The organism is Niabella pedocola, from assembly GCF_021044425.1.
Taxonomy (GTDB): Bacteria; Bacteroidota; Bacteroidia; order Chitinophagales; family Chitinophagaceae; genus Niabella; species Niabella pedocola.
Map to the genome: position 1 here is coordinate 286,261 of NZ_JAJNEC010000006.1, position 15,474 is coordinate 301,734.

At 41.3% G+C, this 15,474-nt stretch carries 12 protein-coding genes; 11 read left to right on the forward strand and 1 reads right to left on the reverse strand.

From position 1 onward, the window contains the following. The first annotated feature begins 46 nt into the window (after positions 1–46). From LQ567_RS20565 to LQ567_RS20595, 7 genes are all read left to right on the forward strand, one after another. Positions 47–1,072: a glycosyltransferase gene (locus LQ567_RS20565; protein ID WP_394800424.1), complete on the forward strand. Its 1,026-nt coding sequence runs from the start codon at positions 47–49 to the stop codon at positions 1,070–1,072. A gap of 130 nt (positions 1,073–1,202) precedes the next feature. After that, positions 1,203–1,916, forward strand: coding sequence for a hypothetical protein (locus LQ567_RS20570; RefSeq protein ID WP_231007627.1), 714 nt, complete (start codon positions 1,203–1,205; stop codon positions 1,914–1,916). A gap of 210 nt (positions 1,917–2,126) precedes the next feature. Continuing rightward, complete coding sequence (gene asnB, locus LQ567_RS20575) at positions 2,127–4,028, forward strand: asparagine synthase (glutamine-hydrolyzing) (RefSeq protein WP_231007628.1); 1,902 nt, start codon at positions 2,127–2,129, stop codon at positions 4,026–4,028. Positions 4,029–4,059: 31 nt separating this feature from the next. After that, positions 4,060–6,399, forward strand: coding sequence for a DUF4838 domain-containing protein (locus LQ567_RS20580; protein ID WP_231007629.1), 2,340 nt, complete (start codon positions 4,060–4,062; stop codon positions 6,397–6,399). A 12-nt stretch (positions 6,400–6,411) separates the two neighbouring features. After that, positions 6,412–7,653, forward strand: a complete 1,242-nt coding sequence (locus LQ567_RS20585; protein WP_231007630.1) for a glycosyltransferase — start codon at positions 6,412–6,414, stop codon at positions 7,651–7,653. Further along, on the forward strand, positions 7,643–8,809 hold the full coding sequence (glf, locus tag LQ567_RS20590) for a UDP-galactopyranose mutase (protein ID WP_231007631.1): 1,167 nt from the start codon (positions 7,643–7,645) through the stop codon (positions 8,807–8,809). Before LQ567_RS20585 ends, glf begins: the two co-directional genes overlap by 11 nt. Before the next feature lie 3 nt (positions 8,810–8,812). Then, the gene (locus LQ567_RS20595) at positions 8,813–9,736 is read left to right on the forward strand and encodes a glycosyltransferase (protein ID WP_231007632.1); all 924 of its coding nucleotides are present in this window, start codon (positions 8,813–8,815) and stop codon (positions 9,734–9,736) included. 85 nt (positions 9,737–9,821) lie between these two features. Here the strand turns inward: LQ567_RS20595 and LQ567_RS20600 are convergent, their stop codons facing one another. Continuing rightward, on the reverse strand, positions 9,822–11,174 hold the full coding sequence (locus LQ567_RS20600; RefSeq protein ID WP_231007633.1) for a hypothetical protein: 1,353 nt from the start codon (positions 11,172–11,174) through the stop codon (positions 9,822–9,824). A 157-nt stretch (positions 11,175–11,331) separates the two neighbouring features. On the opposite strand from LQ567_RS20600, the gene LQ567_RS20605 reads away from it, so the two are divergent. From LQ567_RS20605 to LQ567_RS20620, 4 genes are all read left to right on the forward strand, one after another. Continuing rightward, the gene (locus LQ567_RS20605; protein ID WP_231007634.1) at positions 11,332–12,300 is read left to right on the forward strand and encodes a UDP-glucuronic acid decarboxylase family protein; all 969 of its coding nucleotides are present in this window, start codon (positions 11,332–11,334) and stop codon (positions 12,298–12,300) included. A 265-nt stretch (positions 12,301–12,565) separates the two neighbouring features. Further along, complete coding sequence (locus tag LQ567_RS20610) at positions 12,566–13,843, forward strand: glycosyltransferase (protein ID WP_231007635.1); 1,278 nt, start codon at positions 12,566–12,568, stop codon at positions 13,841–13,843. 131 nt (positions 13,844–13,974) lie between these two features. Further along, positions 13,975–14,676 (forward strand): tyrosine-protein phosphatase, encoded by a 702-nt coding sequence (locus tag LQ567_RS20615; protein ID WP_231007636.1) that lies wholly within the window; start codon positions 13,975–13,977, stop codon positions 14,674–14,676. Positions 14,677–14,939: 263 nt separating this feature from the next. Next, on the forward strand, positions 14,940–15,440 hold the full coding sequence (locus LQ567_RS20620) for an RNA polymerase sigma factor (RefSeq protein ID WP_231007637.1): 501 nt from the start codon (positions 14,940–14,942) through the stop codon (positions 15,438–15,440). The last annotated feature ends 34 nt before the right edge of the window (positions 15,441–15,474 follow it).

Here is a 15,474-nt window from a genome sequence, read left to right on the forward strand (position 1 = left end):
TTCATTATTACTTAAATTTATTTAGCTGAGAACTGTATTTCATATAATTGATTCCTTAGGCCGGGGTGGGGCGGAGCGCATATTAATTGATTCAATTAATAGAATGGATAGTAGTAAAAATTATCTTATCTATTTTCATTCACCGAATACATTGGAAAATGATGTGCAAAATGCCAATGTGATTTGTTTAAACAAGATGGGGAAAGGTGGTAATCTGTTTGCAATTCTCCTGTTACGGAAACTCATAAATAAATATAAGGCGGATGTATTGCATGCGCACTCTTATTGGACAAATATTGTTTCTAGAGTAGCTGCGCCTGAAAATGTTAAAGTTATCAATCATTATCATTTCGCGGATTATGATACAATGAAGGATAAAAAGTCAGTGAGAAGAATGATTGTTTTAGACAGGTTGACAGAAAGAAAGTTACTAACCAGGGTTGGCGTTTCAAAATATGTTGAGCGAATACTTAATTCAACGTTTCCAAAAGGAAAAAATGTTTGCGTACCTAATTTTGTTTTAGGTGAAGAAGCTATAAATAGAGTTGTGAATTATTATTCGAAAGAACAATTAAATATGGTAGCTGTTGGAACGATCAAAAGTGAAAAGAATTACTCATTCTATATTGAGGCATTTAATGGGTTGCGAGATTTTCCGGTTTCAATCGATATATATGGCGGTGGCGATTCTCTTGCCCAATATCGGCAGCGTGTCAGTGCTCTGAAATTGGATAACATTCGATTCAAAGGCGAAGTCGCCAATGTTCCTCAAGTCTTAGATAAGTATAATTTGTTTACTTCAGCTTCAACTTCTGAAACTTTTGGAATAGCTCTAATGGAGGGAGTAAGAGCTGGGCTTCCATTACTCGTTTCTGATATACCGGCATTTAAAGAGGTGGCTCCCAAATCCGCAGCAACTTTTTTTAATCCGTATGATGTAGGAGACTTTATTGATAAAGTTAAATCAATCCTGGAAGCAAAGCTTATACCTTCTCTGAGTGATTATAATAGTTGCCTGAAAACGTATTCTGTGGATACTTATTTAGCGAAAATAGCAGATTTATATAGATAGCATAGATCAGGACATCGTTACATTTATATTCAAATTCTTATATGCATTATTTTTAAAGGTATTTAAATGGTGTTTCTGATGTAGCTTTTGTACCACACTAATTGAGTTTGTTAATCATCATAGTAAGAATATGACCAGTAAAGATTTTTTCCCTAGATTATTTGGCTTTGCTTATCGAAGAACTATAAGAAACCTCCTGCCGGTACGAGGATACGTAAAGTATAATGAAGTGCGAGTAGAACCGATAAAAGCATTGGATAAATATTTTTCCTTCTTTCATAAGCCAATGAAGGACATCCCTTGTTATGAAGATGCAATAGTCGATGCTATAAATGAGCATGTAACAAGTGGCGACACAGTGGTGGTCGTGGGGGGAGGATACGGAGTGACAGTGGTAAGAGCTCTCCAAAAAATCGGTAAAGATGGCAAACTATTTTGTTTTGAAGGATCAAAAGAATATGTTAAGTATGTACAGGACAGCATATCTTACAATGAACATCTAGTTCCAAAGGAAAGTATAATTGTTGAGAATAGCTTTATTGGTAGTTCAGAGCATGTATATGGCACTCATGGGCCGGGATTTCCTATAGAAAGTCTTCCATTTTGTGATGTGTTAGAGTTGGACTGTGAGGGATCTGAAAAAATGATTTTATCGAACCTTTCATATTCGCCAAGGGTGATTATTGTTGAAACACATGGCGTATATGGGGCAACAACAGAGGAAGTAAAAACCATACTTCATAGAAAGGGGTATAAAATTATTTCTGAGCGAGTAGCCGAGAAAAATTTTTTGGATATATGTATCGAAAAAGATATTATGGTGTTAGTGGCTTTAAAACGATAGAGAGTCATTGATATTTATTCATTATTGAAAACATGAATGATGCCTTTCGTCTTTTACCTACATACGAAGAAGTATGCGAAATGTTATATTGAGATCGTTATTTGATGGAAGACAAGGGTCAGAGAAATTGCAAAGAGAGTAATTAAAATAAATTGAGGACATCGCAGATGTTGCGGAGTGTCTGTTTATATTAAGTTTTAAATTTTACAAGTGTGTGGTATTGCCGGCTTTGCCGATTTCAATCGTAATAGTTCTGCTGAGGTTCTTTGGCGGATGACGGCATCCATGACTCATCGGGGGCCGGATGGTCAGGCTGAATACTTCGATGAGCAGGATGCTTTTCAGCTGGGATTGGGACATCGCCGCTTGTCGGTGATTGATCTGAGCCATGCAGCTGATCAGCCCATGCGCTATGAAAACCTTGTAGTAGTCTTCAATGGAGAAATCTATAACTACAAGGAGATAAAAAAGGAGCTCGAAGAGAAGGGGCACCGATTTATAACTTCTTCAGATACGGAAGTGATCCTGCATAGCTGGAAGGAATGGGGGGCGTCGGCTATTTATAAATGGCACGGGATGTTCGCCATAGTACTGTATGATAAAGTGAAGGAAGAACTGATTGGGATCCGAGACCGTGCAGGGGTGAAGCCTCTTTATTATTCGTTTTACAATGGTTTACTGCTGTTTGGGTCAGAATTAAAAACGCTGATGGCGCACCCCGGTTTTAGAAAAGAGCTGGATCTTGCGGCGATAGCTTCTTTCCTGGAGTATGGGTATGTGCCGGCCCCGCATGCTATTTTTAAAAATACATGTAAGTTGCAACCGGGTTATCTACTGCGCGTTGACATGAAAAAACAGACATTCATAACCGAGCAGTACTGGAATGTTTACGATTACTACAATAAGCCTAAACTCAGGATCAGTCTGCCTGATGCAATCGAAGCAACAGAACAGATTCTTGAAAAGGCCTTTCAATACCGCATGGTGGCGGACGTGCCGGTGGGTGTGTTTCTGAGTGGAGGTTTTGATAGTAGTTGTGTTACAGCCCTGCTTCAAAAAAATAGTAATACAAGAATAAAAACCTTCACCATCGGCACTACTGATCACCAGATGGACGAAGCCCCATTTGCAAAGCAAATTGCAGAACACCTTGGAACAGATCATACAGAATATTATTGCACAGAGAAAGAAGCACTGCAGATCATCCCGGAGCTGCCGTTTTATTATGACGAGCCTTTTGCTGACAGCAGCGCTATTCCCACGATCCTCGTGAGTCGGATGGCTCGTGAACAGGTGACTGTTGCGCTTTCTGCGGATGCGGGTGATGAAATCTTTGCAGGCTATACTCGTTATGACTATATCCGCCGTTATCTCAACAAGATAAGCAGGATTCCAGTTCCGCTGCGTAAGCTGCTGGCGGGTGGAATGAACCAAGTCAAGCCGGAAAAGATTCCTGGTTTAAGAAATCGCCCGGAGTTTTTTGGTCAGTATGATAAGTTAAAGAATTTACTCATGGATCCTTCACCTGTGATCTTGCTGAAAAACCTGAGTATTGCATATACAGAAGCAGACATCGACCAATTGTTTCTTCACAAGCCCGCCTCGCTTGTAACCGGTCATAGCAGCACGGAATTACTGGCCGGTAAAGACGATGCGTTATCCTTTATGATGGCCGTGGACTACCAAACCTATCTGGCAGACGATATTCTCCAAAAAGTAGACCGCGCTTCAATGAGCGCTAGTCTTGAAGGACGGGAGCCGTTTCTGGATCAGGACATTATTGAATTTGCAGCCCAGCTGCCTCCGGAATACAAGTATTATAAAGGTATAAAAAAGTACATTCTGAAAGAAATCGTTTACAAATATCTACCTCGGGAGATGATGGACCGTCCTAAGGCTGGATTTGGTATTCCCATCACAGACTGGCTGCTGGGTGTATTGAGACCATTGGTAGAAGAGTACTTTGATCCGGTATTTTTAAGGAAGCAAGGACTGTTTGATGAGGTAGCTGTAAAACAGCTAAAAGAAAAGTTCTATTCGGGAAGAAAAGATCTGCATTTAAGAATATGGTATCTGCTGATGTTTCAGATGTGGTATAAAAAATGGATTTAAAGCATTTTGTTATATCCCTGCTATTAAAAACATGATTCGTAATATTGGTATTCTTTGTTTGTCGTCTTTACTATTGTTTCCGTATCCTCATTACGGCCAATCGGATTTTAGAAGAACGATGATTCAATTCCGGGAGGCGGAGAACGCTGCAATAAGAGATCTCCGGGATGCATTGACCGGATATAACGCCGGCTTAATTCATATTGAAAAAGTCTCTTTAGATGAGAGAACCGGGCAAGCGTTTTATCTGTCTGTGGATAAAAATGAGACGACGATAAAATATACAACACAAAATAGCCTTGAGAATGCGATATATACTTTCCTGGATTTGTTAGGTTTTCATTGGTATGGACCTGGCGATAACTGGTTTGTTAAACCATCCGCCTTAAGAAGGCCGCAGCTTAGTGGGCAATGGATGGAGCCCAGCTTCAGAAATCGTTCTTTTTTTGGTACGGGAGGACTTTATTTTAATCAGCCTCAACTCTATGATCCCAAGAATACATATATGCAGAAATGGTACGACTGGAAGCGGCGTAATCGGTTCAATGCAGATTTTTCGAGTGTGGGTCATACAGGCCAGGCATTTTATCTTGCAAACAAGAATTTATTGGATGCGCATCCTGAATGGTTTACCGGTGAAAGCGGGAAAGTGAATGGGCGTATTCGTATCGATCAGGCAGCCGCGGTACGTGCTTATAAAGACTGGATACGAAAAATATATAATGCGACTACCGGTGAATTTATTGCGCTGGGCGTTGAACCAGAAGATGGTCGCGGTGGAGTAGACGACCCTTTGCCGGCAAAAATGCCCGGGATTAAAAATCATGCAGATAAATGGTGGTGGCTGGCTAATGAGGTTGCCAGGGAATATCCTGAAAATGATAAACATATTGTAATCACTGCGTATGCATATGGAGATGGTTCTACCAATGCATTGGCGCCTTCCTTTCCATTAAGAAAAAATGTATATCCGGTAATTATTCCCTATGCATTTCAAACGGCATATCAGCCAGACGAAATGGTCCGCGTATGGTCAAAGTGGGTTACAGGAAATATGGGATTGTATGATTACTGGAATATTACGCAATGGAGTGTGGGTCTGCCTCAGTTCAATATTTATAGTATCGTGCCAAAACTCAGATTTTGGAAGAGCAATAAGGTTGATGGAATTTATCTGGAAACAACCGATGCAGCAGGCCCGATGGGGCATGCCTTATGGCTGGCGGGACAGCTTCAGTGGGATCTGAACAGCAATTTTGATGCTTTGTATAAACAGTATTTGAACGATTGTTTTGATGGGGCAGCGGCCTATATGAAAAAAATGTTTGACAGGTGGAGTAAAAACTATCAGGGCACGGCAGAAGTTGCGTTTAGCCTGGCAGACCTGAAAAAAGCTTCCGCTGCTGTGGAAAAAGGAAGTTTGGCGTGGAAACGCATTTTGGATTTAAAGGCATATGTACATTTTATGAAAATGTATTATGAGCAAAATGGAACACAACAAAGTAAAGATGCTCTATATCGCTATTTATACAGCATCCATCATTTAATGATGGTGCAGACAGCTGCCTTTGTTGGACAGGCCTATATTCAGCCTCTTGTCAATGGAAATGTAGTGCCCGGAAGCAATGGAATAAGGCCTTTGTCAGAAAGTGATATAGAGCGGCAGTTTCAACAGGATCTAAGAAGTGCTTCGCAGACGTACCATTTATCTGACTTTGTTTTTGATTATAATAAAGTAAAATATATTGAGCCGATTGCTAATACCGCGTGGCGCTTTGGAGGATATAATACGCCCTTCTATTTTTATGCTCCTTATACCGGCCAGCTTAATTTGGATGTTGGAGCCGAATCTGAGACGGTTTTTTCTTTTTTCTCGGAATCAAAAGAATTTGTCAGGATGAACGTGGCAAAATCAAATTGTGATTATAAGGAACTTGTTTTGGACAGGGGTTGGAATATGAAACGATTTAAATTCCCTATAGAAAAGGGGAAAAAATATTGGTTGCAGACCCGATACGGATTCAGCAGAGTTGTTGTAAAAAGCGAAGGCATCGTGTTGTTTAAAAATCCAGGCGAACAGGATTTTGATAACTACCAGTATCCGGTACAGTATTTTTATGTACCTAAAGAAACAAGTGAAATAGTTTTTTACGACAAGGAGCGGGAAGGTGAAAACGATCGTGGGTACTTGGTTGCGCCGGATGGAACGATGCAAAAAAGACAAATAACGGATGTGAAAAATATTTACAAGGTTCCTGTTGCTCTGGCCTATCGGGGAAAAGTATGGGAGGCTGATTTTGGCCATTCCCAATGGGGCTTTAAAAATATACCCAATATCACTAGCTTACAAAAGTTCGAGTACGGGGAATAAAATGAAATTTAGATGAATATAAAAATATTATATGTTTCTCATGATGGAATGACCGATCCGCTAGGGCAATCGCAGGTATTGCCTTATATATTTGGAATTGCAAAAAAAATAAAATGCAGCTTTTATCTGATCAGTTGTGAAAAGCCGGACCGGTTTAAACAGCAAAAAGAACGGATAGAGACGATTTGTAGAGAGAACGGAGTAGAGTGGTTCCCGGTTCCATATCATAAAAGACCGCCCATTATTGCCACTCTCTGGGACCTGAGGTCTATGAGGCAACTGGCGGTAAAACTTCAAAAGAAAGTTGGCTTCAGTGCGGTGCATTGTAGGGCACACATGGGTGGTACCATAGGCCTCTATTTAAACAAGAAATTTGGAATACCGATTATTAATGATATAAGAGGCTTTTGGGCAGATGAAAAAGTGGATGCAGGAGCGTGGAACCGGTCAAATCCGGTTTATAACCGGGTGTACAAATATTTCAAAAAAGTTGAGAGGGATTTGATTGTCAAAGCCAGTCAGCAAATTTGTTTGACTTATAAGGCGCAAAAAGAGATTGAAACCTGGCCCTTTGCAAAAGAGTTGACAAATATTACGGTAATTCCCTGTTGTGTGGACACAAATTTATTCGCTCAAAATAATATAACAGAGTCGGAAAAAACCGCGTTTCGCAAAGAGCTTAATATAGGAGCAAATGATACAATACTAACATACCTGGGCAGCATTGGCTCCTGGTATATGTTGGAGGAAATGCTGGACTTTTTTTACTGTTTTCAAAAACGCTTTCCAAATTCGAAATTTTTGTTTTTAACATTTGATCAGCATAAAGGCATATTGGATGCTGCTGGTAAACGTGGAATTGCAATAGAATCAATTATCCTTAGGGGGGCACAGCGACGGGAAGTACCGGTGTTTCTATCAATAAGTCATGCCAGTGTTTTTTTTATACGGCCGTGTTATAGTAAACTCAGTAGCAGTCCAACAAAACAGGGAGAGATCATGGCAATGGGGATACCGGTAATATGTAATGAAGGTGTGGGAGATACAGATATGATTGTTCGCAAATATCACTCGGGTATATTAATTAATGAATTTTCTGAAAAAGCTTATTCGGAGGGGATAGAGGAACTTTTAGTTTTCAAAAATTCTCCGGAAGATATCCGTAAAGGAGCCCTGAACTATTTTTCACTGGAGGATGGCATAAACAAATATGTTGGTTTATACAAAAAAGTACTTAATGTAAATGGGAACTAAAAATTTTTTAATCGTAGGCGCAGGTTTTTCCGGAGCAATAATTGCCAATGAACTGGCCACCAAATATGATCATTGTACTGTACACGTAATCGATGAGCGGGATCATATTGGCGGGAACTGTTATACAAAGCGGGATGAGGAAACGAGTATTATGGAGCATGTATATGGCCCTCACATTTTTCATACGGACAAGCAAGAGGTGTGGGATTATGTATCCCGGTTTATTGAGCTGGTGCCTTTTGTAAACAGGGTAAAGTGTATCTACAAAGGCACCGTATATTCATTGCCTGTTAACCTGCATACGATCAATCAGTTTTTTCGTAAAAATTTAAATCCAAAGGAGGCAGAGGATTTCATAAAGGAAATTGCTGATCATTCAATAAAAGAACCCCAGACATTTGAGGAACAGGCACTAAGGTTTATTGGGAAGGATCTGTACGAGGCTTTCTTTTTAGGCTATACAAAAAAGCAATGGGGATGTGAACCTAAAGAATTACCGGCTTCTATATTAAAGCGATTGCCGGTTCGGTTTAATTATAATGATAATTATTATAACAGCCCTTTGCAAGGTATCCCCAGAGATGGCTATACACCGATGTTTGAGCAATTGCTGGCCCATCCGAAAATTCAATTGGAACTAAACAAAAAGTTTGATCCTTTAACGGATTATACGAAATACGATCATGTTTTTTTTAGCGGCCCTATCGATGCCTATTTTGAATATGAATACGGAAGATTGAGTTACCGGACCGTTTTTTTTGAAAAAATGGTTTCTGACGGAGACCATCAGGGCAATGCCGTAATCAATTATTCTGATCTGGATGTTCCATTTACCCGAATAACCGAGCACAAACATTTTACACCCTGGGAAAAATACGATAAGACCATTTATTTTAAAGAATACAGCAAGGAAACGGAGCACAACGACATTCCCTACTATCCAAAAAGGTTACAGAGTGACCTGTTAAAGTTAAAAGCATATAAAGAAAAGGCAGGTGTACAAAGCAAAACGTCCTTTGTTGGAAGGCTAGGTACCTATAAATATATGGATATGCATCAGGTTATTTATGAGGCGCTTACTTTTGCATCGCTTGTCATTGATGCACTACGGGATGATCGGGCAATTCCTGTTTTTTTAGATAATAATAGTTTGTGATTTATGATATATGGACAAAGCAATGTAACGGTAGTTGTTGTTACATTTAATAGAAGACAGTTATTGGAAAGATGCCTGGATGCCATAAAAAATCAGAGAGGAGTCACTCCGAATATCCTGGTGGTCAATAATAATAGTACTGATGGAACTACTGAATGGCTGGCGACGCAGGAGGGGCTAAAAGTTATTAGCCAGGAAAATAAGGGGGGCGCTTTTGGATTTTATACCGGTATAAAAACTGCTTTTGAAGATGGTGCAGAATGGATCTGGTGCATGGATGATGACGGCCAGCCTGCCACTGATGCGTTGATGTTGTTATTAAAACATCAAGATAAAAAGCCTTGTGTTTTAAGCCCGGTGGTTCTAGACATTGAGGACCGGAAAACCATTGTGTTTAAAACCGGAAACTTTAAAACCTACATGGATTTGAAGGAACCCCTTATTGACAATGTGGGATATCCGTTTAACGGCACAATGCTTCATAGGGCTGTTGTTGAAAAAGCCGGCCTTCCCAGAAAAGAGCTGGTGATTTGGGGAGATGAGTCCGAATACTGGAACAGGATCTTGTATAGGCATCAATTCCATGCGTATCTCGTTTCTCAAAGCCATCATTATCACCCGGCTCAATACACCCTGTTCTATCTTAAAGAATGGGATCTGAAAACAGGCTGGAAGGTGTATTTTTATATCCGTAATAAGCCCTTTGTATATCAGAGCAGGTACACATCGGCTTTTATCGCACATGTAAAGGCCTACTATTTTGTTTTAGGCTTTTTCTATACAATTATGCGCTACCAAAAAAATGATAAAAAGCTGAAGTTCAAACTGGCGCGGAAGGCAATAAAGGATGGTTTCCGTGGTAATACATCTATGGGTATCAAGGATGTGGTTCAATATATTGCTAAGCTTACAAAATCTAAAAACTGAGAGCGTATGAGCGATATAACGTTGCGCAGAAGATGCTTTTCGTTTCAATATGTTATAAAGCGTTTCGTAATGTAAGATATGGCCCTCAAATATTGAAAATTTTTAACAGTTTCTTTCCGGGTGGTGCATTTTTGTAATATATGATCAGTATTGATAAAACATAAAAAGGCAGACAAGGAATTTTATAGCGCGACAACGCTCCAAAGTTGCCCGTGGAAAGTCCGACCGCAAAAGCAAAAATAATCGCAAAAATCAGGCAGAACTGGATTGTGGGATCGGTAGAGATGGTGTGCCAGCACTTACGGATGCCAATTGTGACAATCAGTTTGAGGGTGAGCATTAAAAATAAAAAGGCTTCTAAAGCGGATGCCAAAATGATGAGTTTTCGCGATTCCCAGAAGTAAGGTCTGAACAGCGTAACATTTACAGCCAGCGGAAATTTCAGTAACATATCGTTGATATTTTCCATTGGCCCTAAATCGTAGGCAGAACCGTCGTCTCCTGAGGTATACATGATCCAGCTCCGGGTAAGCTGGGCGGTTTCTTCCAGCTTGCTCAATGAGTACCGGCCCAACACGTCTTCCCCAAGCGAGGTCATTACATAAAGAGAACCTGCTATTGCAATTGACAGAACGGTCAATTTTACCAGGAATCTTGCTGCCGCATTCTGCATCCGGCTGGTGTAAAGTGATAATACCCAAATCAGCAATGCCGGTAAAAAAGCTACCAGGATATAGATCTTTACACGCGCCACGAGCCAGATGCTTAACAAAGTAAAAAAGATATTTCCGAGCCTGAAGTTCTTTTGGATCAACATCTGGAAAATGCCGTACGTCAACCATCCCAATCCAAAAATACAAATGGTATCTTTGAAAATCCCTGAGCCCCATACGATCACACTTGGAATAAAAAGAACAGCGATGGCCACGGGTTTTACAAAATCCGAGTAAAGCTTGGCAAAAGTCCGGAACAGGGCCCAGATGCCGATAAAAGAAATTGCCGCGAAAATAATAGCAGTGGGGAGATAGGTTGTGCCAAGGAGTAATCCGAGAATAGCTACAAGCGAGGCCACACTGTAACTTGACGGGTCCTGGTACCAGTAAAGCTGACTGATATAGTTATAGTAACCAATAGCGTTCTCATTCGGAAGGTGAAATAAAAGGTTTAGCCATTTTACCGGGGAGTCGGCAAAAGCACTGTTAATGATCCGGGCATCATGAAAAAAATTCATCGTATCCCCTCCCTGATAGTAGTACTCATATACCATACCGATAAACACCGCCCCAACAATTTTCAGCGTTAGGCTGGTGATAAAAAAAGCACGATAGGGATGTGTATGAGGGTAATACTTATTCCGATATCGAAATGCAATAAAATAGATCAGGAACAACACAAATGGAAGAATTGCGTAATCCAGGAGCGTTATATTAGGAACCATTTGCAGGGATATTAAATAGTTGGTAAAAATAAAGTATTCTCATGGCTTCATTGGCTTCCCAACGATTTTCTTTGTTACCGCTGTAGGGAAAATCCGGCCTTGTACTTGTCAAAAGTCCTTTCAATGATTTAGTTTTGTGGTTCTTAGGATTTTCAACATGAAAAAAAGGGTTTTAATTACCGGTGCTGCAGGTTTCCTCGGATCACATCTTTGCGATAAGTTTATCGCAGAGGGATACCGGGTGATCGGGATGGACAACCTGATTACCGGCGACTTAAGAAACCTGGAGCATTTGTTTCCACTTCCGGATTTTGAATTTTATCATCACGATGTTACTAAATATATTCATATTTCCGGCCCGTTAGATTATATCCTGCACTTTGCATCACCCGCCAGTCCAATAGATTATTTGAAGATCCCGATCCAGACTCTAAAAGTGGGTGCAATGGGAACACATAATTGTCTGGGGCTGGCAAAAGACAAAAAAGCGCGGATCCTGGTAGCTTCCACCAGCGAAGTATATGGCGATCCCCTGGTGCACCCGCAACCAGAAACATATTGGGGAAATGTCAATCCCATTGGCCCCCGCGGGGTTTATGATGAGGCCAAACGCTATATGGAGTCCATTGCCATGGCCTATCATAGTTTTCATAAGGTTGATACGCGGATAGTCCGCATCTTTAACACCTACGGTCCACGGATGCGCCTCAATGATGGTAGGGCCTTGCCGGCATTTATAGGCCAGGCGTTGAGGGGGGAGGATATTACGGTATTTGGTGAAGGGACGCAAACACGTAGTTTCTGCTATGTATCGGACCTGGTAGAGGGTATCTACCGGCTGCTGTTAAGCGATTATACCGGTCCAGTGAATATTGGAAATCCCAATGAAATTTCGCTAAGAAGCTTTGCGGAAGAAGTGCTGGCATTAACCGGTAACAAAGTAAAAATAGTTAACAAGCCGCTTCCCGCTGATGACCCAAAACAACGGCAACCGGATATCTCGCTGGCTAAACAATTGCTGGATTGGGCACCAATCGTTTCACGAAAAGAGGGGTTGGGGAAAACATACAATTACTTCAAAAACCTTCCAGAAAATGAGTGGCACCGCCTACCAAAGAGTTTTTAAGTAGTAACTAAGGAGTTTTGATATCATTCTGTTTGAACGCTTTTGCATTAAGGACAATTTATACTCAGGGCGAAGGGGTTATAAGCGTAATTATGATATTGAATTATAAAATGACAATGGATTCACTGGTTGCAATTTTCACCGTCTTTTCATAAAACTTTCTTACCTTGCATTCAAGAGCCCTGTTAAGTATAAAAGAACAGGGCTGTTTTTTGTTTAATGAAAACCGCTATTTTATACCGTACAGGCGTAAATTTTTTTAAAAATGCCAAAAGTACTGCAAATCCATAATCGGCTCATCGTTGGGGGGCCTCTTTTATATGTATTAAATCTTACCAAGTTCCTGGAGCCGGACTTTGAAACCTTACTGGTTGTAGGGGAAAAGGAATATCATGAGCAAGACGCTGGTTTTATTGCAGAAAAAATGGGTATTCAGCCGCTTCTGATACCAGAAATGGGACGATCTCTGCATCCTGTGAAGGATTATAAAGCATATCACAAGATCACTGAGGTCATTAAACGGTTTAAGCCGGATATTGTACATACGCATGCCGCAAAACCGGGAGCCGTAGGACGGCTGGCAGCATACCACATGAAGGTGCCGGTGGTACTGCACACCTACCATGGCCATGTGTTTCATTCCTACTTTGGTAAGGCAAAAACCCAGGTTTTTTTGAATATTGAACGCTACCTTGCAAGAAAAAGCACAGCATTGGTCGCCATTAGTCCGGAACAGAAAATGGAGCTGGCTCATCAGTACCGTGTGGCAAAAGAAAGCAAATTTCACGTTGTTCCCCTAGGTTTTGAATTGGAACAGTTTATGGAAAACCAGGAGGAAAAAAGAAAGGCCTTCCGTACCGAGTTCGGTTTGGGGGATGATGAAATAGCAATTGGTATTACCGGGCGATTGGTTCCAGTAAAAAATCATGACCTGTTTCTCGAAGCACTAGCCTTTGTGTTGAAGAATACTACAAAAAAAGTAAGGGCATTTATTGTGGGCGATGGAGTATCCAGTGCGCATATTCAGGCAAAAGCGACGGCGCTTAATATTTCTTATAGTTTAAGCGGGGATGCACGCCAAGATCGGTCGATTATATTTACATCCTGGCGATCGGATATGGATGTAATCAACGCCGGTCTTGATATCGTCTGCCTCACCTCATTTAATGAAGGAACTCCTGTAAGCCTGATCGAAGCTCAAGCGGCGGGAAGACCCATTATTGCCACAAATGTTGGAGGCGTAAAAGATACAGTCATAGAAAAAGAGACTGCCTTTTTAGCGAATTTAGCGGACAAACAGGGATTCTTCAGCCAGTTACTATCTCTGGTTGAGGATAATATGTTAAGGAAATGTATGGGAGAAGCGGGAGTCCGTTTTGTTACCGGACGATTTGGCGTAAAAAGACTGGCCTCGGACTTCAGGGCATTGTATTATTCCTTATTGGAGGGGAAAATACAGCTGGATAGGGATATGCCTCCGGCTTTTTCGCAAAAGCGGCAGGAGTTTTCCCTGCGTCAGCAAAGTGGGTCCCGTTTTTTATAACCTTTTGAAAAAGCAGCGTCGCCTGTATAAGCGGATAGGCCGCAGCGCCTGATCCGGAATTAACAGCTATCTTTGCGCACAATTTCTTAAAAATGTTCGGGCTTTTTTCGAGGAAAAACAGGATGCAAAAGATGGACTATTCCTTAATAGGAACCGATATGCATTCTCATTTGATCCCGGGGGTTGACGATGGATCGCCGGACCTGGAAACCTCGGTGGCGCTGATCCGGAACTTTAAGGAACTGGGCTATTCCAAACTGATCACTACGCCGCATATACTCTGGGATCTGTATAAAAATACACCGGAAACCATTGAAAGAGGACTGGACCTGCTCCGGAATGCATTGAGGGAAAACCAGATTGATATAGAGATTGCTGCGGCGGCCGAATATTTCCTGGATGATCATATACTGGAGCTGCTGCAAAAAAAGGAACCGCTGCTGACCATTAAAGATAATCTGGTGCTAACGGAATTTTCCACGATGCATCAGTCGATGTCCATGAAAAATGTGTTGTTTGACGTGCTGATGGCCGGATACCAGCCGGTGCTGGCACACCCCGAACGTTATATCTACCTGTACAAAAAATGGGACCTGTTTCATGAAATAAAGGATAATGGAATACTGTTTCAATTAAACCTTCTTTCGGTAACGGGCGGCTATGGCTCCCGTGTACAGGAAATTGCCCAATACCTGCTTGATCACGATTTTTATTCCTTTGTAGGTACGGATCTGCATCATGAAGGCCATATGACCCGGCTGAAAACACTGGAGATACCCGCAAAACTCCAGGAATTACTTACAAACGGTCGTATACTGAACAGCAGTCTTTAGCTGTGTCAGTCTTCAGTTTTCAGCCAACGTCGTCATAAATTCAGGATCGAGAATCGAGGGTCGAGATTCCAGATTTCAGAATCACGGGCATTAGACGTAACTCAACGCAGAACGGAAACATTAAACCTGGCCACCCACTTTTTCCCCAATCCGGCAAAATGTCAGGAACCTTCAAACGGTAAACTTTTTGTTATAATTGGACGAGCGGCTTTGCGCTTACCGGGTAAAGTTTTAATTTAGACAAATTTCAAAAAAGGCGGGTTATGGCAAATAAAGAATTTAATGAACTGTTGGTGGACAATGCGGATTTTCTGAAACCCTTTGCTGTAAATCTTACAAAGAACTCAGAATCAGCGAATGACCTTTACCAGGAAACGCTTTATAAGGCGCTGGCAAACTCCGAAAAGTATAATTCGGGTACGAACATAAAGGCATGGCTTTTTACCATTATGCGGAATATCTTTATCAATGATTACCGCAGGAATGTAAAACGTAAAACTATTTTAGACAGCACCCCGGAAGATTACCTGATCAATATGAGCCAGGTTTCCGTGGCCAATACGGCAGAGAGTTCGCTGCGGGAAAAGGAGATCAATGCCGCTATCGAAGGGCTTCCGGAAACATTTAAGGTTCCGTTCCGCTTGTATTTTGAGGGGTATAAATACCAGGAAATTGCCGAGTATTTAAAAGAACCGCTCGGAACGATCAAAAGCCGCATTCACTTTGCCCGTAAGCTGCTGAAAGAACAGATCCGTCGTTATTAAGTGCGATAAATAAAAAAAATCAGACCCCTTTACC

What these genes read in the sequence shown, in the direction of transcription:
- LQ567_RS20570 (WP_231007627.1), top strand. Translation starts at nt 1,203, where the DNA reads ATGACCAGTAAAGATTTTTTCCCTAGATTATTTGGCTTTGCTTATCGA.
- LQ567_RS20580 (WP_231007629.1), top strand. Translation starts at nt 4,060, where the DNA reads ATGATTCGTAATATTGGTATTCTTTGTTTGTCGTCTTTACTATTGTTT.
- LQ567_RS20585 (WP_231007630.1), top strand. Translation starts at nt 6,412, where the DNA reads ATGAATATAAAAATATTATATGTTTCTCATGATGGAATGACCGATCCG.
- glf (WP_231007631.1), top strand. Translation starts at nt 7,643, where the DNA reads ATGGGAACTAAAAATTTTTTAATCGTAGGCGCAGGTTTTTCCGGAGCA.
- LQ567_RS20595 (WP_231007632.1), top strand. Translation starts at nt 8,813, where the DNA reads ATGATATATGGACAAAGCAATGTAACGGTAGTTGTTGTTACATTTAAT.
- LQ567_RS20600 (WP_231007633.1), bottom strand. Translation starts at nt 11,174, where the DNA reads ATGGTTCCTAATATAACGCTCCTGGATTACGCAATTCTTCCATTTGTG.
- LQ567_RS20605 (WP_231007634.1), top strand. Translation starts at nt 11,332, where the DNA reads ATGAAAAAAAGGGTTTTAATTACCGGTGCTGCAGGTTTCCTCGGATCA.
- LQ567_RS20610 (WP_231007635.1), top strand. Translation starts at nt 12,566, where the DNA reads ATGCCAAAAGTACTGCAAATCCATAATCGGCTCATCGTTGGGGGGCCT.
- LQ567_RS20615 (WP_231007636.1), top strand. Translation starts at nt 13,975, where the DNA reads ATGGACTATTCCTTAATAGGAACCGATATGCATTCTCATTTGATCCCG.
- LQ567_RS20620 (WP_231007637.1), top strand. Translation starts at nt 14,940, where the DNA reads ATGGCAAATAAAGAATTTAATGAACTGTTGGTGGACAATGCGGATTTT.